This window comes from Gemmatimonadaceae bacterium, from assembly GCA_036496605.1.
Taxonomy (GTDB): domain Bacteria; phylum Gemmatimonadota; class Gemmatimonadetes; order Gemmatimonadales; family Gemmatimonadaceae; genus AG2.
Genome location: DASXKV010000015.1, coordinates 57,594 through 80,954, shown reverse-complemented (window position 1 = coordinate 80,954; position 23,361 = coordinate 57,594). Strand labels below are relative to the sequence as shown.

22 protein-coding genes are annotated in these 23,361 nt (G+C 63.4%); 13 read left to right on the top strand and 9 right to left on the bottom strand.

Translation table 11 applies throughout. The features are described 5' to 3' along the window. Positions 1 to 167: 167 nt before the first annotated feature. Both VGH98_05965 and VGH98_05960 read right to left on the bottom strand, forming a co-directional pair. Positions 168 to 701, bottom strand: coding sequence for a Uma2 family endonuclease (locus VGH98_05965; GenBank protein ID HEY2375503.1), 534 nt, complete (start codon positions 699 to 701; stop codon positions 168 to 170). Between the two features lie 113 nt (positions 702 to 814). Continuing rightward, positions 815 to 1,552, bottom strand: coding sequence for a hypothetical protein (locus tag VGH98_05960; protein ID HEY2375502.1), 738 nt, complete (start codon positions 1,550 to 1,552; stop codon positions 815 to 817). An 83-nt stretch (positions 1,553 to 1,635) separates the two neighbouring features. Here VGH98_05960 and VGH98_05955 point away from each other — a divergent pair, with 83 nt between their 5' ends. The 6 genes from VGH98_05955 (at position 1,636) to VGH98_05930 (ending at position 7,432) form a co-directional block, all read left to right on the top strand. Next, positions 1,636 to 2,040, top strand: coding sequence for a GntR family transcriptional regulator (locus tag VGH98_05955; protein HEY2375501.1), 405 nt, complete (start codon positions 1,636 to 1,638; stop codon positions 2,038 to 2,040). A 36-nt stretch (positions 2,041 to 2,076) separates the two neighbouring features. After that, positions 2,077 to 2,988, top strand: a complete 912-nt coding sequence (locus VGH98_05950) for an ABC transporter ATP-binding protein (protein ID HEY2375500.1) — start codon at positions 2,077 to 2,079, stop codon at positions 2,986 to 2,988. Then, complete coding sequence (locus tag VGH98_05945; protein HEY2375499.1) at positions 2,985 to 4,514, top strand: hypothetical protein; 1,530 nt, start codon at positions 2,985 to 2,987, stop codon at positions 4,512 to 4,514. Before VGH98_05950 ends, VGH98_05945 begins: the two co-directional genes overlap by 4 nt. A 753-nt stretch (positions 4,515 to 5,267) precedes the next feature. Then, positions 5,268 to 5,825 (top strand): hypothetical protein, encoded by a 558-nt coding sequence (locus VGH98_05940; protein ID HEY2375498.1) that lies wholly within the window; start codon positions 5,268 to 5,270, stop codon positions 5,823 to 5,825. Between the two features lie 891 nt (positions 5,826 to 6,716). Then, positions 6,717 to 7,049, top strand: coding sequence for a hypothetical protein (locus tag VGH98_05935; protein HEY2375497.1), 333 nt, complete (start codon positions 6,717 to 6,719; stop codon positions 7,047 to 7,049). Between the two features lie 122 nt (positions 7,050 to 7,171). Further along, on the top strand, positions 7,172 to 7,432 hold the full coding sequence (locus VGH98_05930; protein HEY2375496.1) for a hypothetical protein: 261 nt from the start codon (positions 7,172 to 7,174) through the stop codon (positions 7,430 to 7,432). Between the two features lie 234 nt (positions 7,433 to 7,666). Here VGH98_05930 and VGH98_05925 read toward each other — a convergent pair whose 3' ends face one another. Next, a complete protein-coding gene (locus tag VGH98_05925; protein HEY2375495.1) occupies positions 7,667 to 8,014 on the bottom strand; it encodes a hypothetical protein in 348 nt (115 codons plus the stop codon). A gap of 343 nt (positions 8,015 to 8,357) precedes the next feature. After that, positions 8,358 to 8,480, bottom strand: coding sequence for a hypothetical protein (locus VGH98_05920; GenBank protein ID HEY2375494.1), 123 nt, complete (start codon positions 8,478 to 8,480; stop codon positions 8,358 to 8,360). A 50-nt stretch (positions 8,481 to 8,530) separates the two neighbouring features. Between VGH98_05920 and VGH98_05915 the strand changes: the two genes are divergently transcribed. Then, positions 8,531 to 8,704, top strand: coding sequence for a hypothetical protein (locus tag VGH98_05915; GenBank protein HEY2375493.1), 174 nt, complete (start codon positions 8,531 to 8,533; stop codon positions 8,702 to 8,704). A gap of 424 nt (positions 8,705 to 9,128) precedes the next feature. Here the strand turns inward: VGH98_05915 and VGH98_05910 are convergent, their stop codons facing one another. Continuing rightward, positions 9,129 to 10,892 (bottom strand): amidohydrolase, encoded by a 1,764-nt coding sequence (locus VGH98_05910; protein ID HEY2375492.1) that lies wholly within the window; start codon positions 10,890 to 10,892, stop codon positions 9,129 to 9,131. Between the two features lie 63 nt (positions 10,893 to 10,955). Between VGH98_05910 and VGH98_05905 the strand changes: the two genes are divergently transcribed. After that, positions 10,956 to 11,432: a PadR family transcriptional regulator gene (locus VGH98_05905; GenBank protein HEY2375491.1), complete on the top strand. Its 477-nt coding sequence runs from the start codon at positions 10,956 to 10,958 to the stop codon at positions 11,430 to 11,432. Next, entirely contained in the window at positions 11,429 to 14,104 is a 2,676-nt protein-coding gene (locus tag VGH98_05900) for an ABC transporter permease (protein HEY2375490.1), read from the top strand. The genes VGH98_05905 and VGH98_05900 overlap by 4 nt, the downstream gene beginning before the upstream one ends. Positions 14,105 to 14,116: 12 nt before the next feature. Here the strand turns inward: VGH98_05900 and VGH98_05895 are convergent, their stop codons facing one another. Then, on the bottom strand, positions 14,117 to 15,511 hold the full coding sequence (locus tag VGH98_05895) for a hypothetical protein (GenBank protein ID HEY2375489.1): 1,395 nt from the start codon (positions 15,509 to 15,511) through the stop codon (positions 14,117 to 14,119). Between the two features lie 201 nt (positions 15,512 to 15,712). Continuing rightward, complete coding sequence (locus tag VGH98_05890) at positions 15,713 to 16,285, bottom strand: four helix bundle protein (protein HEY2375488.1); 573 nt, start codon at positions 16,283 to 16,285, stop codon at positions 15,713 to 15,715. 262 nt (positions 16,286 to 16,547) lie between these two features. Here VGH98_05890 and VGH98_05885 point away from each other — a divergent pair, with 262 nt between their 5' ends. Further along, complete coding sequence (locus VGH98_05885) at positions 16,548 to 16,925, top strand: PepSY domain-containing protein (protein HEY2375487.1); 378 nt, start codon at positions 16,548 to 16,550, stop codon at positions 16,923 to 16,925. A 57-nt stretch (positions 16,926 to 16,982) separates the two neighbouring features. On the opposite strand, the gene VGH98_05880 is transcribed toward VGH98_05885, so the two are convergent. Both VGH98_05880 and VGH98_05875 read right to left on the bottom strand, forming a co-directional pair. Beyond that, positions 16,983 to 19,421, bottom strand: coding sequence for a TonB-dependent receptor (locus VGH98_05880; protein ID HEY2375486.1), 2,439 nt, complete (start codon positions 19,419 to 19,421; stop codon positions 16,983 to 16,985). Between the two features lie 134 nt (positions 19,422 to 19,555). After that, positions 19,556 to 20,317 (bottom strand): phosphatase PAP2 family protein, encoded by a 762-nt coding sequence (locus VGH98_05875; protein ID HEY2375485.1) that lies wholly within the window; start codon positions 20,315 to 20,317, stop codon positions 19,556 to 19,558. A gap of 216 nt (positions 20,318 to 20,533) precedes the next feature. Here VGH98_05875 and VGH98_05870 point away from each other — a divergent pair, with 216 nt between their 5' ends. From VGH98_05870 to VGH98_05860, 3 genes are read left to right on the top strand one after another with little or no spacing between them, the layout of a single operon-like run. Beyond that, positions 20,534 to 21,469, top strand: a complete 936-nt coding sequence (locus VGH98_05870) for a hypothetical protein (GenBank protein ID HEY2375484.1) — start codon at positions 20,534 to 20,536, stop codon at positions 21,467 to 21,469. After that, positions 21,469 to 22,401 (top strand): ABC transporter ATP-binding protein, encoded by a 933-nt coding sequence (locus tag VGH98_05865; protein ID HEY2375483.1) that lies wholly within the window; start codon positions 21,469 to 21,471, stop codon positions 22,399 to 22,401. The genes VGH98_05870 and VGH98_05865 overlap by 1 nt, the downstream gene beginning before the upstream one ends. Further along, entirely contained in the window at positions 22,398 to 23,231 is an 834-nt protein-coding gene (locus tag VGH98_05860) for an ABC transporter permease (GenBank protein ID HEY2375482.1), read from the top strand. The genes VGH98_05865 and VGH98_05860 overlap by 4 nt, the downstream gene beginning before the upstream one ends. The last annotated feature ends 130 nt before the right edge of the window (positions 23,232 to 23,361 follow it).

The window sequence follows — 23,361 nt, the reverse complement described above, 5'->3', positions numbered from 1 at the left end:
CTCGCGCGCCTTTTCTCGCGCGCCTTTTCTCGCGCGCCTTTTCTCGCGCGCCTTTTCTCGCGCGCCTTTTCTCGCGCGCCTTTTCTCGCGCGCCTTTTCTCGCGCGCCTTTTCTCGCGCGCCTTTTCTCGCGCGTCGTTTCACCGACAAGCTGCTAGCGCTCTGCCGTTAGCCGAAGAGCGCTAGCACGTCGAGCAGCAATGGTTCGGCCGCGACGCTGCGCCACACGAGTGAGTCCCGGACGACAACGTCTGGCTCCTCACGTCGAATGACACGGATCTCGCGCCGCTCGCCATCGAGCACCCAATATTCTCCGGCGCCCGCATCGAGATAGTACTCGCGCTTGATGACGAGATCTCGCCGGCGCGTCGTGGGCGACAACGCTTCGACCACGAGCAACGGCGGAGGCAGCTCCTCCCAGGCGTTCCCGTGAATGCCTAACGGCACTACCCGAACCATGAGGTCCGGCTCCGCTTCCGACCCCTCGAATCGAATGACCGCGCGGGGATGATATACCTTGCCGAGGCTATGCGTCGCGACGTACCCCGTAAGGATGGCGCTCAAGCGCGCCAACACCTCTTCGTGATCGACCGAGGGCGGCGGAGTCACGAACAACTCCCCGCGAATGAGCTCGTACTTATTGCCGTCGTCCGGCAACCGGTGGAGCTCCTCGAGCATCCATGCTTTAGCGGCCATCGACATTGCCACCGAACCCTCTCCTCGCTGCTTGGACGCTACGCTCGGCGGAGGAGCCGAGTCAAGGCGGCGACCTGCCCACCCACTCACCGGCGAGCTGTTCATCTCAGCTCGCGCCGTTAGCGGGTCGCGAGCTCCACGTGCAGATGATCCGCGGTTCCGACGTGCCGGAGCGTGCTGAATCCCATTGACCAGAAGTAGAGTTGCACGACGCGATTGCGTATCACCCCCCGACCGCGCGTGCGGAGATCCACGGCGTGCACCCAACCGTCCGACTGGCGGTAGTGCTTCGTGCGGTGGTTGACCGGCAGCCCCATACGCCGGTAGTCACGCGGGACGCGCCCCATGTCCGTGACAACGAGATCAGGGTCTACGAGCACGATCGTCGAGAGCGCAACGCGAAGTATCGGGTGCAGGGCGCTGTAATAGGCCCGCACGTCGTCGGATTTGACGTTGACTCGTGACAGATAGAACGCGGCATAGACGCACCACGTGAACACAACCGGGAGAGCCGCCCATTTGACCACGGTCGGCACGCGCGCGCGTCGTCGAAAGCGGCGCGCGATCAGAATGACGAAGCCGGAGACTATCCCGACGGTGAGGATCGCCGAGGCCAGGATCGCGATCCACGGATGCGCGCCGTGACGATATAGGTAGACCGATGCTCGCACATACACGAGGAACGGCAGCGCGAGGAGGGCGAGCGCTTTGAGCGACGCGAGCAAGAGAGCCGCGACGGTTTCTCGCCGCCACACGCGCTTGACGGAGCGGCGCACGGATTGAATCCGTGGCTGCCACTCACGGCGCACTTCGCGCTTCAACTCCTCGAGCTTAGCGGCGATCGAGTCGGCCGGCATGCACATCCGTATGGACGATCGAGCTAGCGGATTGTCAACACGAGGCTCTTGACACACTGGTGTACTACTACACATAGTACACCATGCTCCCGTTCACTGTCACGTTGCGCGCTGGGGAGTCGCCTTACCGGCAAGTAGTGTATGCCGCGACGCGCGCCATTGTGTCCGGGGAGCTCGCCCAGGGCGCCAGCTTCCCGTCGGTGCGGGAGCTGAGCCAGGCACTCAAGATCAATCCGAACACCGCGCAGAAGGTGATCGCGGACCTCGTGCGCAGCGGGCTGCTCGAGGTACGGCCGGGCATCGGCACAATCGTCACCTGTGGACGGCGCGCGTCGGCCGCCGAGCGCCGCGCGCTGCTCTCGCACGAGGTGGAGCAGCTCGTCGTCGAGGCAAAGCGTCTGGGCCTCGAGGCGGACGACGTCATCGAAGCGGTGGATGAGCAATGGACGAGACTGTTCGGCGACCGCGTCACCGCGCGGAGCCGATGATGCCTAACGTGTACGGCATGTCCCCGGAGGAAGGTTATGGCGGCAATCGAAGCGAATCAGGTGAGCTTCAGCTACGGTGGCGTCAGCGCACTGCGCGATCTGGACCTCGAGGTGCCCGATGGAGCGCTCTATGCCATGCTGGGGCCTAACGGCTCGGGGAAGACCACGCTGCTCCAGATTCTGATGGGCCTCCGCCGCGCACGCTCGGGACGCGCCGCGGTGCTCGGCGCCGACAGTCGACGCCTGTCGACGACAGACCGGGCGCGGATCGCCTACGTCGCCGAAGGCCAATCGCTCCCGAGTTGGATGCGGCTCGAGGAGCTCGAGGCCTACCTCGCGCCCCTGTATCCGACGTGGGACCGCGCGCTCGCCAATCAGCTGCGGGAGCGCTTCAATCTGGACCCGAAGCGAAAGATCAGTGCCTTTTCCCGCGGTGGTCAGATGAAGGCAGCGCTTCTCTGCGCGCTCGCGCCGCGGCCGCGCCTTCTCCTCATGGATGAACCATTCACGGGTATGGACGCGCTCGTGAAGGACGAGCTGGTGCGAGGCCTGCTCGCTTCAGCCGGCTCCGAGGGATGGACCGTCCTGCTCTGCTCGCACGACATCGGAGAGCTCGAGCTCCTCGCTGACTGGGTCGGCTTCCTTGCGGAGGGCAAGATGCGTCTCTCCGAGCCCCTCGATCTTCTCTACCAGCGCTTCAAGCGCGTCGACGTGAGGCTCAATGCATCGGATGGAGTCGCCGACGAGTATCTCCCTAACGACTGGTTGTCCGTCGAGCAGGGCAATGGTCGGTTGAGCTTTCTCTCATCGCGCGCGGACGTCGACGCCGAGCTCGCGCAACGCTTTCCACCAACCGCCGAAGTGACGGTGCGCGCGGCGACTCTGCGTGAGATCTTCCTTGCCCTCGCGCGCGAATCCGAGCTGCTGCAGCGGAGGAGTGCCGCATGACATGGATCGGTGAAGTCGCTCACGTGGCGTGGAAGGACGTTCGTAAGCAGCGCTGGCTCCTCGCAGTGTACGTCGCGCTCGTTGCCGTCGCGACGATTCGCGCCGCGCTCTACGCGACCATCGGTGACACCTCATCACCCTTCAGCGCGGCCATGCTGCTGGTCGTCCTTCTCGGTTGCATCGTGGGCGCGGTCGTGGTTCAGGGCGACTCGCCAACGCGGGCCGACGCGTTCTGGCTCAGCCGGCCGTTTCGCTCTTCGGCGATGCTGGCCGCGAAGCTCGTGGTCGTCGCCATCGTGATCGCGCTGCCACTCCTGGGCGAAGCAATCGGCCTCGCCGCGTTCGACGTTCGGGGCCGAGATGTGCCGCTGCTCCTGCTCGCCTGCCTGACGAGCTTCGGCATGTGGTTGATGATCTCGGTGCTCCTCGGAAGCCTCACGAGCGACCTGCGAAGCTTCGTGGTCGCGTTCATCGTGTTGTTGATCGCGATCGGCCTGCTCACAGGTTATCTCGAGTCGACGAGGAGTGTCGCGCTGGCGTCGACGAGCAGATCGGTCGTGACCATCGGCATCGCCGCCGCTGTCCTGGGCGTCCTCACGCTCGTGCTGCTGTACCAGCAGCGGAACTGGCGTTGGCTCGCCTGGATCACAACCGGCGTGACGAGCGCGGGAGCACTCCTGACGATCTTTGCCGGACCGTTCGCGACAGCCGGGAATGGAGCGCCAATCTCCGTGGGGCCTCTTCGAGCAAGCGTCGACGATGCGAGGTCGCTCGTCGGTGATCGAGAGCGCCTGGCCTTCACCGTCACCGCTCCGCAGGCGCCGGATTCTCTCACGTCGACATTCTTCGTGGCGAGCGTGACCGCGCTTCTGGCGGACGGATCGAAGCTCGACCTTCGGGAAGTGCAACCGTTTTCCGTGCGGCTGCACACCGCGGATATTCCTGTCGGCTCGGTCTCGTGGCTGCGACACAACTTCGGCGCGCCGATCAAAGTCATCGTGAACCTAACGAGGGAGGAGCAGGCTGCGTTGGCGCAGGGTGTGCGCGACTACGTTCTGACCGGCAGCGTCGTGACCCTGCGGCCCCAAGTCCTCGGCGCCATGTCGTTGCGCCTCGGCAGCCAGCTGAATAGCAACGGAACGCAGACGCGAATCGCGGTTCTGGATCGCATGCCGCACGACATGAAGCTCGAGGTGAAGTCGCTCGGCATCGACGCACCCGAGTACCGATCGTCGCCCTTTCTCCTGAACAATGAGCGCCTCACCTTCGCGTTGGTCAACGCGCGTGCCGGCCAGGGGCTCGTGCTCGCCCAGAACGGTTCCGGCATGGGAACTGACTGGCTGGTGCTCCCGGGAACCCCCGTGAGTCAGAGCTCGTTTCGACTCCAAGCGGGGATCCCGAGCGTTCGAGGGGAACAGGTCGTCGATCTCTCGGACGAGTGGTATCGGGACGCGAGCCTTGTTGTCGCGCGATGGGAGACCCTCGGGAGCTACACGGCCACGATCCACACCGCGGGCGGTAATTAGCGTACGCTCATCGTTCAGATGCTTGCGAGAAACTGATAGCGATCAATGTCGTCTGTAACGTTCTGCGCTGAAGCGCCGCAACTGCGCAATATCCTCGGCTTCATAGTCGGTATTCCTTTCGGCGTTGCCGGTGGTTCGCGTGATGCCTGCCTGTGGATGAGTTACAGATGACCGTCCCCTCCGTCGTTATTGGCGAGCAAACCGACTTTGACGCCAATAGACCACCGTAGATACCATGTCATTCTCCTTTGGCCAATGCATCACCGTCGCGGGGCTTCTGTGCTTCGCGACGGCGTTGTCCGCGCAACAACAGTCCTCCGCTCGGCGAGACGCTTCGGTCCACGACGCTGCCTCCCACTACAGTTTTTCGCGGAACGCACAGGGCTGCCGCGTCGACCGTCTCACCAATAGCCGCTTCATCCTCGTGCCACCTGCCGGTCCGAACACGGTACTGCTCGAGACCGATTGGCAACGACGGACCCATTATCGCGCGGACAAAATTGTCGCCGGGGCTGCGACTGGTGCCGAAATAGGTCTGTGAACTTTCAGTCAGCTGAGACGCGCCGAGACAGACCATGACGCGCTTTCGCGTTGACGGACATGCACATCAGCGCCGATTTGCTGCGACGACATACAGGGTTAGGTTCTGCGGAGAATTGCATGGCCAGAGCGTGCGCATGGGAGCATATTTGCTGGCGACGCTCCCTGTTCAATGACCGTTAGGTGCCTCCACGGAGCGCCATTGGGATCACGATGAGTGGCCAGAGTCCCGGAAAGCGCCACCTGGCACCGTGGATGCTCATTGCACTTGTCACGGCGGTCTTCTTCGCCGCTGCGGGGCAAGGCTGGCTCTACCTGGTCTACGGCAACGGACTCCCGGCCGGCCTCGACGTCGCACAGTGGGAGCCGATCGCCTGGCGCGTTATCGCCGCCGGCTGGCTCACGTTGGTCGCGGCGCTCGTCGTGCTGGACCGTTCCCGCATTCCATGGCGAGTGCCGATGGCGAGCCTATTGGCTGTGCTCCTCGGCGCGGCGCTACACCTCGCGTTGCGTGCGGCGCTTTGGCGGCATCTGGAAGGCGGGTGCTACATGCACGGATACAGCGAACACCCGTACGTGCCACCGGGCGTCGACCGATCGAAAGTTATCTTCATGTACGACGACGTGTGCTACGACCTGTTGCCCGATGTGGCCTCCAGCCCGAGGTACATGCTTCCGTTTCTGATGTGGACCACGGCGATCGCGGCCCTAGTCGGACCGGTTGGTGCCTGGCTGCGCGTCCGAGCCTCGAGCGCTCGCGTAGGCACCTAACGTACGCGGTAGACCGACATTCGCATGGAATGCAGCGGACAAAGCTCTTCACGCTGTCACTAGCTCTCTTCCTCGCAGCGTGCCAACGCGGCCCGGTCATTTCTTCAGGACCCATCGACCTGGGCTCGACTGCCGTCCGCATTTCCATGGAGCGCACGGGCGTGAGCGTTGGTCCGACGCGTCAAGTGTGTCTGACGATGGCACCTAACGACGCCGATTCCATCGCCAACCGGCGCCATCGACCGGAGAGTTATCGAACCCCGATACATGTGGTGCTGATTCCAAAGGTGGGGTTGCAGGACACTCTCGGTAGTAGCGATGGAGCTTCTGACATTAGGCTTGACCGTCACACGCTTTGCGTTTGGGATCACGGCCTTTCGGCTCCGTGGACGCCGCCGAAGGTGTCGACAACCGGCGAAACGATACTTGTCGCCAAGCCTGGAACACCGCGCCGCGCGGAATACGTCGCGATGGAGATTTGGTCTGATCGTCCCGTGCACGTTCAGGCCGTGCGCTGGTGGTCTGGGCAGAGGAAAGCAATCCTCTAGGAGCACAACCGACGCCTGAGTCGAGGCAGCCCCTACAGTAAAGAAGTCCGTCGGCATGTGCCTCGCGCGTGCCTAGTTCCGTGTTGGCTCTTGTAAGCCCTCGTTTGCTCCCGTTGGCTCGTGCAACGGCGCACGTCGGGGAAGTGGCGGTTGGGAACGGACGAAATCACGTCTTTGTACGCAATGGTGCGAAGCCCTTAACTTCGTACGATTTCGTACAAAGGAATAAGCGCTAAGCACGTGCGACGTATGGAGTTGCGCGGATCGGACGAAATTTATATCGTCGATCTGTGTCTTCTTCCCTTACAACTTCATCGAAACTGTTTTGCGTGGAGTCGTTAGGATGGATTCAGTTCGATCCGGGGCTGCCGAGACAAGCCGCGCGAACTGCGTTCTCAGCCCCGAAGGCGCGGCGGCACTGTACGCCGCTTTGGAAGACCGGAGCACCACGCGCGACCTGGCATCATCGGCTGCCACAGTCGACGCCGTGCGGCGGATTTGCGACGAGGCGAAACGCGAGCATTGGCCTCCCGAGTCGCTCCTCATCGCATTCAAGAAGGCGCTGGCTGCGGCACCTGCGGTGCGGCGCCTAACGAGAGGACCGAAACGTGACGCGTTTGTGGCGCGTCTCGTGTCGCTGTGCATTGCCGAGTATTACCGCGACGTTCGCCGCTAGAGATGCGCCTCCGCCTCATTCACCATCATGGGGACCACCTAAGCATGCGCTTAAGCACCCACCCCGCAAATGGGAGCCCCGCAACGAATAATGTTGCACGCAGAAGTCGCTCACGACAGCTCTTGGTACGACTGCTCGTCCTGCAGCCGAATATCTCGTTAGGTGTACTGGCGTCGCATCTCGGCGTACAGAACAAGGCTCTTTGGGCGTACGAATGCGGCCTGATCCTCATGCCGCTCGACGTGCAAGACCGACTTTCCGCATTCGTGCTCGCGCACGAACCGCGTCTCCAGCGGCTTGCGCATCGCCTTCGACTGCAAGTCGAGGCCGCGCGCCGGTACGAGGCGGCGGAGGTCGTGCGACACTTGACGAATCCTCGCTGAGGAACTTCGCGTCAAGTTTGAGACTCAAATAGCGAGTTGCGGCCAATGACGCCGGCGCGATCGGACTGATCCTCGCCTCCGCGTTTGCAGCGATCGTCGTGTTTGCGCAGGACTTGGTCCCGGTAAAGTCGGAAGAGCACACTCGTGATAAGCGCGAGGTCGGTAGTTCAACTCTACCCAGGGCCCATAAGAAGTTAGCCCGCCAACAGCGGGAACTCACGGCGGCTTCGACGGCTACGGAACATTGATGTCTGCCTGCGCCAGTACACTTTCGTGAGCAGAGCCGTCGAGGCGAACAACGCGGTCGACGAGGGAAACGGTCCGAAGGCCGGAGGCTACGTCGGCCGCAGCGATCGTCGCTCCCACGATGTCTGTCTGCTCTGGGCTGCATACGCGATTTGCTTCGGTCTCGACGATGCTGAGCACGAGCAGGCCAGCGGAGGCTTGGCCCCGGGCCGTGTAGTTGTAGCAAAGCGAGATCGAAAGCGGAGTCACAGCGACGATGCTGTTGCCACTGAGCGTGATGTAAGGCGGCGCCAAGCCTCCAGCACCCGGCGGTATCGCTCGCAGCGTGAATGTCACACGAGGCTCCGCAGCCGGGCCTAGCACCTGCTCACGACACGCTGAGGCGGCCAGTAGCGTCAAACACAAGCATGAGCGAATGCGCACGAATAACTCCTTTTCAAGCCATTCGCTGAACTCTGCACGCTCCGCTCTGCGTCACCCTTGTGGGTTCTCTAAATTCTGTCGCTGTTGTTATCTAAATCTTGTCGCAAGCGAGAGCGGTGATGGTAGGACGGAAGGCGCGCGCGGCCGGCGCGAGTGCAACGCATCTTCGATTTAGGACTTGACACGCCTTCGTTCACCGGCAGCCAAAAAATGGCGGCAGTCAAACGTCGATTTTCACTCCTAGCGTGGCCAACACTCACACGCGAGACTCGCGATCGATCGTGCGGTCGCGCTCGAGCGCGAGCGTGGAGGGATCCTCTTCCTCGGCGCGCTCGTCCAGCGCGCGCTGCTCCACATGGCCGCGGGTGAGCTCACGCACCTCCTATATGGTAGCGGACGCAACGAGGAGAGCCGCTCCGCTGAAGTGGCATGTGCCTCGCTCATGTGGCCGCGTCGCTCAACGTGCTGGCGAGCACGCCTCGTGAAGTGGCGAAGGCGCGCGATCAGCTGCGCGCGCCGCGCGGCAAAGTGGCCGATGCGTCACATCGCCTGGCCAACCGACTCGGTCAAGTGGCCGACCGCGCCAGTCAGGTGGCCGAGTGATGATGTGTGCTGACCAATGCGCTCAGTCAGCTGACCACATTGTCGTGCGATCTGACTCGCATCGCGCCCAGGAGCCCTCGAGTTGCTCAGCGCTGCCCTTTGCCAGGTGAAACGGAACCGGAACTCGTTGGGCGCTGGCTCTTGGTCCTTATATCTAGAGCAAAAATCGACCCCTTCGCGCAAGAGGCAAAATTACGTATAAGCCCAAAGCAGCGAAAAAATCGCGACTGATGTGGTGGTTGCGACGGCTCGGGTCGGAGCTTCGACGCCTTACGTGGCGTTTGCAACGCCTCACGTTCACTTCTCGACCGCTGAGGTAAGCGGAACGGCGCTTCCCCTGCGCGCGTGAGTTGCTGAGGTGTTAGCGGCGCGAGACGAAGGTCGCGGATGCTTTCCGTGCTCCGTGTATGAAGCTGCTGAACCGTCACCGCGACGCGTCCGGTGCCCTGTACACGACTTTGCCGCCGACGATGGTGTAGAGCACTTCGGTCCCGAGAATCGACTGTGGCGGGACCGTCATGATGTCGCGCGAAAGCACGGTGATGTCGGCCCACTTGCCCGGCGTGAGCGAGCCGTTCTCGTGTTCCTGGAACGCAACGTACGCGCCGTTGGTCGTGTAGGTTTGCAGCGCCTGCCGGCGGCTCAGCTTCTCTGCGGGGAAGAACGCGGAGTCGGTGCCAACCTTGTCGCGTGTCACCGCGCACCAGTACGACGCGATGGGGCTGATGGCCTCGACGGGCACGTCGGTTCCGTTCGTCACCACCGCGCCCGTCTTCCACAGCTTCTGCCAGACATACGCCCCTGCTTCGGCGCGTTCCTCGCCGAGCCGGGGAATCACATATGGAGCGTCCGAGCATTCATGAATGGCCTGCATGCTCGCGACGACGCCCATCTTGCCGAAGCGCGGGATGTCGCTCGGGCTCAGATGCTGTGCATGCTCGATACGCCAGCGCAGCGTGTCACTCTTCACATGGTGCTCATTGAAGAGTTGTTCATACACGTCGAGCGTCTCACGGTTTGCCCGGTCGCCGATGGCGTGCACCGAAATCTGAAAGCCGTGGGCGATGCCGATCTCCGCGATCTCCTTGATGCGTGACATCTTCGTCACGTTGAGGCCCGTGTTCGTCGGATCGTCGTTGTATGGTTTCAACATCCAGGCGCTGCGCGAGCCGAGCGCGCCGTCGGCGGTGATCTCGCCAATCGCGCGCACCGTGAGGTGACCGTTGCCGTAGTCGACCATGCGGTGCTTGACCAGCGCGTCGAGGTGGTCCGGTCGGACCTCGCCCTGGCTCACGAGGATGTACAGCCGCAGCGGCATCTCACCCTCGTCGACCATTTGCTTGATGGCGTCGATCGTCGCGAACGACTCGCCCATGTCCTGAAATGTCGTCACGCCATTCTCGAGCGCGTTCTGGACCGCGAGATGAACTTCGTGACGGAAGTCGGCCTTCTGCTCTTCGGGCGAACGGCGGGCGAGGCTCTTCTCTAGCGCGCGCCGGATGAGTGACTGCGCGCCATCCACGAACACGCCCGTTGGCTTTCCAGTTTCATCTTTGATAATCTCGCCGCCTGGCGGGTTCGGCGTGTCGGCGGTTACGCCCGCGAGCTCGAGCGCCGTGGCGTTCGCGATCAGCGCGTGTCCACTTGCGTGCTCGAGAATCACGGGAGTGTTCGGCGCAGCGGCATTGATGAGATCATTCGTCTGGAAGCCTTTGACCACACGCCCCGGCGAGCGATTCCATTTTTCCTGATGCCACCCGCGTCCCTGAATCCAGGCCGCCGGCTTGGTATTCTTCGCCGCGTCGGCGACCATCGCGGCGATGTCCTGCCACGTCGGAACGCCCATCAGTTTGAGCTGCGTGAGCGAGGAGCCCAACCCGGTGAAGTGTCCGTGCGATTCATTGAAGCCGGGCACCGCGAGATGTCCGTGCAGGTCGATGACTTTCGTGCGGGGACCGACGTAGCGCTGGATCGCGGCGTCTGTGCCAACGGCAGTGATCTTGTCCCCGGTGATGACAATTGCCTGTCCCTCTGGGGTCTTCGCGTCCATGGTGATGACCTTGCCGTTGCGAAGCACGAGGTCGGCTGGAGCGGTCTGAGCGCGTGAGACCCCGGGCGTGGCGAATGCGCCGAGAGCCAGGATCAGCGCACCGAGGCGCGCGGCGGAATGAAATGGCGAATTTTTCATATTTGCGGAATCTGAGTGGCCACCGATCGCTCGCGCGGTCGTCGAATCACGTGGAGATATCGCGTGCGGCACCGCCATTTGGAAGGGAGCCAGCTTCACGTTCACGTTGCCGCGTCCCTCTACACACGACCGCTCTTGCGCAAGGGCCGCGCGACGATCTATGCTTACCGGAGCATCTCCGGTGAGCAATCAATGCCGACCGACTTCACTCTCATTCAAGGCACCCTGGACGTTCTGATCCTCAAGACCCTCACGTGGGGACCGCGCCACGGCTACGGCATCGCGCGATGGATCAAGGACGCGTCGAACGAAACGCTCGACATCGAGGACCGGGCGCTCTATCTCGCGCTCCACCGCCTCGAGGAGCAGGAGTGGGTCGACGCAGAGTGGGGCATCACCGACGCCAACCGCCGCGCCAAGTTCTATCGACTCACCACCGCCGGCCGGCGACAGCTGCGCGCCGAGATCGAGCGCCTGCGCTCATACAACGAAGCGCTGTTCAAAGTGCTCGACGCATCCTCCTTCGGAGCGCGCGCATGATGAAAGACGACGGCGTTAGACGATTCTTCCGCATCGCTCGCGCCGACCGCGACGTGCACGCGGAAATTGCGTTTCATCTCGAGAGCCGCGTTCGCGATCTGGTCGCGCGGGGCATGACGAACGACGACGCGTGGGCACTCGCGCGAAAAGAGTTCGGCAACGTCGACGAAGCGCAGCGCGAGCTCGTGGAACGGGCGCGACATCGTGAGACGCGTCGCAGCACACGCGAGCGCGTCGCGCACATCGTGCAAGACCTGCGGTACTCGGCGCGGAGTCTGCGCGGTTCCCCGGCATTCGCTGCCGCCGTCATCCTCACGCTTACGATCGGGATCGGCGCAACGACCGCGATCTTCAGCATCGTCAACGCCGTCGTGCTCCAGCCGCTTCCCTTTCCGCAATCCGAGCGGATCGTCAGGCTGTATCAGGTCAGCAGCAAGGGCAGCCGGAACTCGGTCTCGCAACCCAACTTCTTTGATTGGGAAGCGCGCACACACAGCTTTTCGGCACTGGCGCTCTTCTCGACCTGGAACGGCACGAGCGGCGTGCAGACGCCGACGGGCCCCGTGATGGCGCAAGTGACACCGGTGACCCGCGACTTCTTCAAGGTGCTCCAGGCGAGGCCCGAACTGGGGCGCGTCTTCGTTCCGGAAGAGCAGCAGTTTGGCGGCGTGCACGCGGCGGTGATCAGCGATGCGTTCTGGCACGAGCAGTTCGGCGCGAATCCGGACGTGCTCGGACAGCGATTGATCTGGAACAACGAGAGCTATGTGATCATCGGCGTGCTGCCGAGCCGCGCGACGTACCCCGCCGGCACCGAAGTCTGGACACCGCTCGAGCTGCTGACGCCTAACCACGGTCGCACGTCTGGTGGGCACAGGGTGATCGGGCGGCTCGCCCCGGGGGTTTCGATGGAGCAGGCGCAGCGCGACCTCAGCGTCGTGTCGCGCGCCATGAAGATCGAGTACGGCAATCAGACGTCGATGTCCGACGCGACCCTCGTCGGCCTCCGCGACGAGATGGTCGGCGCGGTTCGGCCACGACTCCTCCTGCTGCTCGGCGCGTCGGCGTTCCTGCTCCTCATCGGGCTCGCGAACGCGCTCAACCTGCTCATGGCGCGGCTCGCGATCCGCCAGCACGAGCTCGCTATGCGTGTAGCCCTCGGTGCAACGCCGTGGCGACTAGTTCAGCAGGTGCTCATCGAATCGGCGTTGCTCGTCGGCATCGCCGCCGCCGCGGGGCTGTGGTTCGCCGCACTCGCTGTCCGCGCCGTCGTCGCCGCGCCGGCATCGGTGCTCCCCCGCGCCGACGAAGTGGGGATGAGCTGGTCCGTGCTCGCGTTCACCACGGGCATCTCGATCGTGCTCGCACTGGCGCTCGGGCTCATCGCGACGTGGCGGAGCGCGCGCCGCGATGCGCGCGAGGCCCTCTCGGCGAGCTCGCGCACCATGGCAGGCGCCGCTGGCAGCGCAAGCCTGCGCCAAGGAATGGTCGTCGGCCAGCTCGCCCTCACCGTCGTTCTCCTGATCGGCGCCGCTCTGCTCGGGCGCAGCTTTCTCCGACTGCTCGACGTGAAGCCCGGCTTCACCACCGAGCACGTCGCAGTTATCGACGCGTCGCCCACGATCGACGACCGCACCCAGCGGCTCGAGTATTACAACACGCTAATCGAGCGAGTGAAAGCGCTGCCCGGCGTGGTGGCGGCGGCTGCCGGCACCGGCGTCCCGATCGCGATCTCCCCACCTGACGGCGGCTATCTCAAGGTCGACGCGCCCGTCGACAGCATCACCTTCGACGCGTTCCTCAACGCGCCGGCCTCGCAAAAGGGAGTCGCGAACTACATCGTCACCGACGGCAACTACTTCTCGGCGCTCGGCATTCCGCTGCTCAAGGGTCGGCTGTTCGATTCGGTTGATCGCCCCGCCGCGCGTCCAGCGGCGGTCGTGAGCGCGAGCTTCGCGTCGCAGGCCTGGCCTAACGAGAACGCCATCGGCAAGGACGTGGAGTTCGGCAACATGGACGGCGATCCGCGTTCGTTCGTCGTCGTCGGCGTGGTCGGAGATGTGCACGACGACGGCCTCGCGTCGCGACCCTATCCAGCGCTGTACTCGTACTATCCACAGCGGCGACGCAGTAACTGGCCGCTGTCGCTCGTCGTGCGGACACGCAGCGATCCAGCGGCGATGATCTCGGCTGTACGGCGCGTCGTCCGCGAGCTCCGGCCGGACGTCGCCGTGCGCGCGCGTCTGATGGATCGCGTCGTCTCGGCGTCGGTGGCCGATCGGCGCTTCGTCCTGTTCGTCATCCTTGCCTTCGCCGGCACCGCGCTCGTGCTCGCGACGTTAGGCGTGTACAGCGTCATCTCCTATCTCGTCACGCAGCGGACGCGCGAGATCGGCGTCCGCGTGGCGCTCGGCGCGCAGCGCGCCGACGTGCTGCGGCTGGTGATGGGCGAGGGCGTTCGGCTCGCCGTCATCGGCCTGGCGATTGGTGTAGCCGGTAGTCTGCTCCTCACGCGACTCTTGCGCGGCCTCATGTTCGGCGTGAGCACCACCGATCCCGTGGCGTTCGGGGCCGTGGTGCTCACGCTCGCGATCGTCGCGGTGCTCGCGGCCTATCTCCCGGGACGGAGGGCAGCGCGAGTGGATCCGATGGAGGTGCTGCGGAGCACGTAACCCGAGGTCATCTTACCTCCGCGCCTGATGCGCCATCCAAGCCGCCGCCGTCGCACGACTCAGCGTGGCGGCGCCGTGCTTGCCCCAATAACACCATGCGCCCGCGGCGCGGGCACGGTCCTGAATCGCGTTCCATGTGGAGTGGCTCATGAACGACACGTCGACGGCCACGATCGTGTCGGCTGGGAACACGTCGGGACCACGTGAGCGGTCGGCCCAATAGCAGTCGACTTGAGAGGCGCCGAGGTCGCGAAAGCTTTCCGCGAACGCGGCGCGCGCATCGGCGTTTTCCGCTCCGGTGAAAACCAGCACCCGTCGGCCCGCGAACGTGTCGGTGGCTGGAAGCGACGAGGGCGCGTCCTCCGCGACGGACTCGTACGCGGCGATGCGCTCGGCGAACAGGTCGCGTTCCTGACGGAGCGCTGCGACCTGGGTCTCGAGGCGCGTTTGCGCGCTTCGGGACGACTGAAGCTCGCGCTCGAGGGATTCGATGTGCGAGCGATGCCGCGCGTCGCGGTCGGCGAAGCGGTCGCGCTCCTGCTGCGCACGACCGTGCTGCGTGCGCCAATGCGTGATCTCGACGACGGCGTCCTTGATCAACTCTTCGGCGGCCTGGCTCTCGCCGGTGTCCCGCGGTGGAGGCGCCGGCTCCGGCTGCGGTGCCGCCACGGACGTTTCGGCGTCGGCCTCGATCTGCGCCTTTGTCTCATCCTCCAGGTCCGCGACGTAGTGGATCGCCGCGTCGCCGGCCCGGGCCTGCGAACGCGCGAGCTGCTGGAGCGTCGGCACGGTCCAGTCCTCGATCGCCGCACCGAGGGCCGCGGGCCAGTTGGTGAGATTCGCGCGGCGCATCCGATCGGCGAGCACGACCCGGAGCGATCGGCCGACCTTGCCGAGCAGGTGGAAGTCGCGATTCGTGCCGGAGCCGGCGAGGGACGCGGCGAAGGCAGCGAGGATGACGCTCTCGGTCCAGGAGGGCGGCGGGTCGGCGCCCAGGACGCGGACCGCCGCCGCGAGGTCCCGGGAGGCGCGCGGCTTCCACCCGATGTCAAGCCTGGCGCGATGCCAGGAGACTGATCCCCAGATGAGGAGCTCCGGCCAGTTACAGAAGACCAGACTGGCAATGATTCCATAGGCGTGGGTCTCGTCTTCCCAGGACTTTCCGTCGCGGGCGGCGGCGGCGAGATCACGAATGGAACGGGAGAGGTCGAGGAGATCCGGCGACACGTCGCACGCAGGGCCGTCGATCGCCTCCTCGGCGAGATAGCAATTGGCGAGGACGCCGCCGATGAGGGGAATGACGAGGTAGTCCGTCCGCGCGGCGTCGCGGCGGAGGACCTGGTTCGTGAATCGCTCGAGGTCGGGTGAGCGACAGGAGCAATTGGGATCGTCGCAGCGTGCGGCCATACCGTGTTGATAGTAGTGCGGCGTGGCGAAGGTGCAACTGGCGATGAACCGCTGGCGAATGGGCCTAACGAGCCAGATGGTGTCGAAGGGCGCAAACCTAAACGGCGCAACCGCCAAACGGCGCAAGGCCCTAGAAAACGACTCGTGAGGAAGGGCGCGCGAGGAAGAGCGCGCGAGGAAGAGCGCGCGGGCAAAGGCGGCTCAAGATGACGGATGATTGCTCATGCGCTCACTCTCTGCTTCCTGCAGGTGAGCGAGAAGGCCATCTTCCATCCGGTTGACGACGACGGAAAGGTTCCAAGACTTATAAAACACCTTCTCGTGAATAAGCCCCAGCCTTATGCAACGGCGCAGTTGGTTTTGGCTCTCTTCGAGTTCGCCTTTTGACATACGGCAGTACCGAATCTTCTCCCCCACCGTCCCTCGGCCAAGGCCCTCCGCAAGAAGATCGCTGACCGATTGAGCAGCTTTGGCGAGCTGCCTGCGAAGACCGGCCGGCGCACGCCGCGGCAACTCATGCGCGATCTTGACGCAGTGCTCTCCGTATAGGCGTGCGGCGTCGAGCACTCGAAGTGGATCGTCGGAGTCCATGCGCCACGATAAACGCGGCGCCGGCGACTGCGTCGCCGTTTTACTTCGGCGTGTATCTTCTCGTGCCGAATTCTCCACGCCCTTCTCGCGCGCCCGTTCCTCGCGCGCCCGTTCCTCGCGCGCCGTTCCTCGCGCGCCGTTCCTCGCGCGCCGTTTATCGCATGCCCACGTGCCGGCGAGCACGATCTCAATTTCAGCGCAGGATACTCGCTCGTAGCGGGGAGCTCAGTCGTCCGGCCCGCGCTCTACATCGAGAATGTCTTCGACAAGAAGTATCTGCTGAAAGGCGCGTTTTTCAGCGGTGCGTCGGTTGGCCGGCCACGCAACATCCAGCTTCGGGTGAACGTCGGCCTCTAGCAACGACGCGCTGTCATCGTAGCGTCAGGTACACCCTCTACGTTCAGAAGTTGAAAGCGAATTCTCAACTTCTAAGGGAGGCTGAACGATGAAGACTGTCACGTACCTGACGATGTTCGCCGCGATGTTGACTCTTGGGGCGGCAGCCCGCGCATCGGCGCAAGCGGCCAAGGCACCGGCGAAGAAGGAAGCGACGAGCCAGGCCGCGCTTCGCAAAGAGGCAAAGATCGCCGAAGCCGACGCGCGCAAGACGGCGCTCGCCGCGGTGCCGGGCGGCAAAGTGCAATCACATGAGCTCGAGCGAGAGAACGGTCGCCTGATTTACTCGTATGACATCAAGGTCGCGGGGAAGTCAGGCGTCGAAGAGGTCAACGTCGACGCGAAGACCGGCGAAATCGTGGCCCACGAACACGAAAACGCAAAGGCTGAGGCGAAAGAAAAGAAGGCCGAAGCAAAGAAACCTTAACCGCTTGCCGTCACGAAACGCAGACGAACGAGCTCCCGGCGGTTCGCTCTCCTCTCTTTATTGCCCGGTCGTGGTCAGGTCGATTTGGTCCGTGGCCTTGTTTGGTCGTCCAAACATCCACGTGGCACTGAGCTGTAGCCCGCGAATCGCGCGGGTGCGGTCGTTGATCTGAGTGAACTCCGGATCAATCGTCGCCGAACGCTCGCGCACGGTGCTGAACGGGTCGAGGATACGCAACGTTAGGCTCAAGCGGTCCGCCGCGAGCTTGTCTCGGATGCCGAAGCTGACCCGCGTGCGCGCGGCGCTCCAGCCCTGAGCGACGGTCGCCCGTCCGACGTACGACACGAGTGCCTGCGCATCGATGGTCCGTGACAGGCGCAAGGCCGTGTTCGTGCGCACGCTCCAGCCGAACGTGCTCGCCGACAGGCTCGGATCGATATTGCTCGCGTTGTTCTCCTGGTAGTACGCGCTGCCTCCGGCAAAGCCGCTGAGGCGTCCTCCGCTGCCCAGCGCGACAGTCGCATCCGTGCCGTATGAATCAGTCGTGGCGATGTTCGCGTAACTCAGCGTTGTGATGCCCGTCGCGTCGATCGTGCGAATACTTCTCACCGCGTTGAAGGAGTGCCGATAAAAGGGCGTGAGTTGCAGAGTGACGCGGTCGCCGGTGCGTTGAAAGCCCAGCTCGAGCGCGCGGATGTACTCCGGACGGAGATAGGGATTGCCGACGGAGATATTCAGCGCATCGAGGGCACGCGGGGTGGGATCGAGCAGATCCGGATCGTCCGGCCGACGAATCCGCGTTGAGTACGAGAGCTTGATCTGATTCGCGTCGTCGAGCGAATACGAGATGAGCCCACTCGGGAACAAGCTGTTGTACGGATTGTCATAACGTTGATCGCGCCTGCGGAGGTCGAACGTCGTCCCCGCATGCTCGGCGCGAGCGCCACCCTGGAGCTGAACGCGACCGATCCGTGCCACGAGCATGCCGTAGACGTCGTGCACCAACGCGTCATAGGCGAAATCGCTCGCCTGCGAGGTATCGGTGATCATCGCCGATTGCGTGGAGTCGTAATTCTTCACGTCCTGCGTCGTACGAATGCGCTCCAGGTACCCTCTGTAGCCCGTTTCGAAACGCAAGTCGTGAACAAGCGGACGCACGTAATCCAGCCTGAGCGACGTGGTGCTCGAGTGCGTCCAGACCGTTCGTGTCTCCTGCAACGTCGTCGTTGCCGGAGCGGTCGTCGGCCATAGCGCCTGATCTAGGATGTCGGTCGGGCCGCCCTCGAAGTGCTCCTCGAATCGCAGCTCGCTCGAGATGGTGTGGCCCTTCGTCGCGAAAAGGTGCTTGTAATTCATCGCGGCGTCAGCGCTGCCCTCATGGTTCACGTCGCGAGAGTGCCGGTCCGTGAGGTCGTCGAGCACGAGCGCCGAGTCGAGCGACTGGTAGAAGATACCTTGCGTCTCCCACTCGCGACGCTTGCTGTAAAACCCATCGGCCGAGAGCTCGTCGTGGTCGCTCGGCTGATACGACACGTTGCCGGTAACGGTGTGGACGAGCGGGATCTGCGTGCGCGTTCCATTCTCCTGCAGGTAATTGAGAGGCGTTGCGTAGTTGTCCTGTCGGAAAATCGCGTCGTTACGCGGCCGGCTGTCACGCCATAACGAGTAGCTGCCAAAGGCCGACAGCGGCCCGCGCTGCCAACCGCCGTTGACTCCCGCGTCGACGTGGCCTGTCGTCCCTCCGCCTAACGTGACACTGCCGCTCGTGCCCGCGTCCGGCTTCTGCCGCAGAACGATGTTGATGATACCGGCGACACCGGCCGCGTCCTCGCGCGCCGATGGATTCGGAATGATCTCGACGTGATCGACCGCGTCGGCCGGCAACTGATCGAGGAAATTCCCGAGCTGCGATCCCTTGAGTGCGCTCGGACGGCCATTGATCTCGATCACGACGCCACTGTTGCCACGCAGGCTGATGTTGTTGTCGATGTCCACGTCCACCGAGGGGACATTGCGCAAGACGTCGAGCGCGGTCCCTCCTTTGGTCGTGGGCATGTCGTGCACGACATAGGTCGTTCGATCTGGTTGGATCTGGACCTCATTGCGCTGCGCGGTAACCGCTTGAGTCTCGAGCTGCAGCGCGATCTCGCTGAGCGCGACGACGCCGACGTCGACGTCGGGACTCGACCCGCTGAGCGCGACCGCTGGAAGCCTTTTGAGTGCGAACCCGAGCGCGCGCACGATCACGCGGTACTGGCCAGTCGCGAGCCCAGCAATGCGGAACGTGCCGTCAGCGGTGCTGGCGATACGACCGGCGGGTGCTCCCGTTGCAACGTTCGCGACGTCAATCGTGGCGGAAGCAATCGCGTCGCCAGAACCGGCGCTTACGACTCGGCCATGGATGACTCCCCCGGTAGCCGATTGTGCGCGGGGGCCAGCGAGTGGGACCGAAGAAAGCAGAAGACTCGTGAGGAGTCGAATTACGTGATGGCGCATCGAGTAGGCGGAACGACCTGACTGTGGCGTTCGTATGGACGAATCGTACAGTAGCTCCCGTACCTTACAGGAGGCTTACCGCCTGTCGTGTCGCTAATTCTGCTTCTTCAGAAGCACTTTGGCGGACGTCGTTTCTATTCGCTCTCGAGTGTTGGGCGCCGCCATCCACCATCGAGCAGTCCGTCTCGCGCGGCGAAAAAACGTCTGGTGGCCCCGCACACCCCGAGCCATCCGATACCAGCGAGGAGGCCTCCGAGCACGTCGGATGGATAGTGCACGCCAAGATAGAGGCGACTGAAGCCGACCGCAGTGATGACGGCAGCGGCCACGATCAATGCCCCGCGCCTGACAGTTGGTCTCGTCGATGGATGCGACCAGATGAGAAACGCGAGGAGCAGATAGCAAATCGTCGACGCCATGGTGTGGCCACTCGGGAAGCTGTACGACTGGCCATGGAGATACGCGGCCGCGTATTGTGGACGTGATCGGTGGACTGTGTTCTTCAGCACATGCTCAATCAGCAGCCCACCGAGAATTGCGCCGAGCCAGGTCCAGAGCAGTAGAAAGACGCGCTTACGCCAGAGATAGATCGCGACGACCGTGACAACGACTGCCACGCCAGGTGATCCGAGCTGCGTCACGGCATTCAAGATCGCGAGCCCAGTCGGTGTTGCATGCGTGTGGAACCATCCTTCGACGATGGCGTCCCAGCGCACGAGCGCATCGTTGTCGAGAATCGCATCCAGCAGACCGCTAAACGCCCAGATGGCGAGAGCACAGACGACCACGGCCGCCGTGAGGCCGATGCCGAGCTGCGACTTTCGGTTGAACCTCGCCACGAGGAATTGGCGCCCACGCTCGGCAAGCGACGGTCGTCGCCGAATAGAATCAGTCATTGATGTCTTCCTTCCCCTGCTGCGACAGCGTTGTGCTTTGTGGAGACTTAACGATTCGAGAATTTCGGGCCCGCGCTGTGGCGGAGCTGCGTTCGCACGGGCTAATGGGGTGTCGCCACCGAAAAGTACTCGCTGTCATCGTGGTGACAGCTTCCCGCGACTAGATACAAATGCTGGACAATCTCCCGTTACACGAGGCAGGGCGGTGCTCGCGCCATGATCAGCGGAACGGTATCACGCGGTGGCTGGCGTCGTGGCGTCGGGCGCCTTGCGGTCCTCGTGGTGGTTGTTGGCACGCTCGCGTTGCGTGTTCAGAACCAGTCAATCGGAAGTCGGTTCATCGCGTCGCTCCGCACCGCGCGACCGGCAGCGGTGAACGCGGCGGTGACCACGGTCGGCGGCTCGAACACTCGACAACTGCAAGATGTCGTCGCCGGCATCGTTGCAGAGTCCACGACTGTCTTCCGCGATGAACCAGACACCGCGATGAGAGACGTTGTCGAAGCGAGTCGCGTCGCCGGTTTTCGCGTTCGCACTCTGCACGGTCGCAGCGATGCGGCCAAGCTCCTCGTGACCGGAGCGCATCGCGTCGAGACCCGTGTGCGAGGCGACCAGCTGCGCACACTACTCGCCGAAGCCGGTTTTCCGCGGACTTCCCTGCCCTCTTCGCTCGATAACGCGCCGATCTCGCTCATGACGCCGCGTAGCGTGCGCGCCGAGTTTGGGAACTGTCCCGCACCGGTCGCCAACACGATTCAAGCTCAAATACAGGGGCCGCCACCGCCATCCACTGACAATGGCAATTGCATCGTGCTCACGGAGACCCCGCTCGCGGCTATCACGGTGCCTCCAGCACTCGATACCGCAGCAGTCATGACGGTTGCCTTGGAGCTGTCCGGAATGAGCCCAAATCAATCACGCGACTTCCGAAGACTCTTCGGCTGGCCGGCCGCGGTGACGATCGCCCCACCGAGATTCATGCGATCGTACGTGCTCACCTCGGTGGGTGGCGCACCGGCAATGCTCATGATCACTGGGGGCCGCCGAGGACCAACCTACGTGCTGGCGTGGCTCAGCGACGGCATCGTGTTCACGATCACCGGTTATGGAAGCTCTGCCGACGCCGCCTCGCTCGCCGCTTCGGTGAACTGATGCGTGAGGCAGTCGCAATCGAGACGCACAGCCTGCGCAAGGCGTTCGGCCATCAGATCGCCGTCCGCAACCTGACGCTGCGTGTACGCGAAGGTGAGATCTTCGGATTCCTCGGCCCTAACGGCGCAGGAAAAAGTACGTCGATCAAGATGCTGCTCGGACTCGTTAGGCCGACGGCCGGCAGCGGAACGGTGCTCGGCGCTCCCATCGGAGACGTCGAGGTCCGGCGTCAAATCGGTTTCCTGCCGGAGGACTTTCGGTTCTACGAGTGGCTGACGGCAAGCGAGCTACTCGAGCTTCATGGGCGGCTCGCCGGGATGACAACCGCGAGCGCCCGAGGGAGAGCACCCGAAGTGCTGGAGCTCGTCGGCATCGCGGCGCACGCGCGTCGCCGTCTGCGCGGATTCTCGAAGGGCATGTTGCAGCGACTCGGACTCGCGCAGGCGCTGATGCACGAACCGCGCATCCTGTTCCTCGACGAGCCGACCTCGGGACTCGATCCCATGGGACGACGATTGGTGAGAGACATCATCCGTGGTCAACGCGACCGCGGAGTGACCGTCTTCCTCAATTCGCATCTCTTGAGCGAGATCGAAGTGACGTGCGACCGTGTCGCGTTCATTAATAACGGCGAGATCGTCGCAAGTCGGGAGCTCACCGCATCCGGCAACGGAAGCGAGCGCCGGATACGCCTCCGAGCCCGGAACATGCCACCTGCGATTTTCGATCATCTCGCCGTGTACGTAACCTCGCCGATTCGTCCGAGCGCGCAGGTGGATGAATACACCTTTGACGTCTCGTCAGAGGACGTTCTCCCGGAGATAGTGCGTCGGCTGGCGCTGAGCGGCGCCGAGGTCTTTGAGTTCTCTCCGGCACCCACGTCGTTGGAAGAAACATTCATGCAACTCGTCGGAGAGGACCGAGGTTTGTGAGACCGCTCTGGATCATGGCGGGCGTCACTTTTCGCGAGGCCGCTCGCCGACGAATTCTGTGGACCGCCCTCGCGGCTGCGGCGATACTCCTGGCAATCTTCGCCATCGCGCTCCGATTACAAGTTCTTGAATTCCAGAGTCGGCCGATGTCGCCCTTCGTGCGATACCAGGTCGAGAGCGGCATGCTCATGGTGGGATTGTACACGTGCGATCTGCTGGCCGTGGTGATGACGATCCTGACATCGATCGACACCATCGCCGGCGAGATCACGTCCGGAACGATCCAGGCAATCGCGACGAAACCGATCGCGCGTTGGCAGATTCTGGGTGGCAAGTTCGTCGGCTTCGTGGCGATGATCATTGCCTTCGTTGCGCTCACCTTTTGTGGAACCATCGCCGTCGCGTACGCGGCCACCGGTGTGTTACCCGAGCATCCTGTTCGCGGATTCTTGCTCATGAGCGGTGAGTGCGTGCTCGTGTTGGCGGTGACGTTCTACCTGGGGACGCGATTCACGACGCTCACGGTGGGCGTGCTCGCGCTTGGGTTACAAGCCGTGGCGTTCATGGGAGGTTGGCTCGAGCAGGTGAGTGGCTTTTCGCAGAGTGAGCACATCGTGACGCTCGGTGTAGTCACGAGCCTGCTGATGCCGAGCGAATCGCTGTGGCGCCGAGCGGCGTTCGAGATGCAAACACCGCTGGCGGGATCACTGTCCTTTTCGCCGTTTGCGAACGTCTCGATTCCGAGCAACCAAGCCCTGCTCTACGCCGGCCTCTTTGCCGTCTGCGTTGTGGGAGCGGCGTTGTCGCGCTTGTCGCGCCGCGATTTCTAATCCCACCGCTTTGAGCCTATTGAATCACGAATTCGTTTTCAATCGGCGATCAGATTGTCGTGGACACCTTCTTGAACACAACGCACCGGCCTTTGGCATTGTCTGATGGATGCAGCTGACGCAGTCGCCA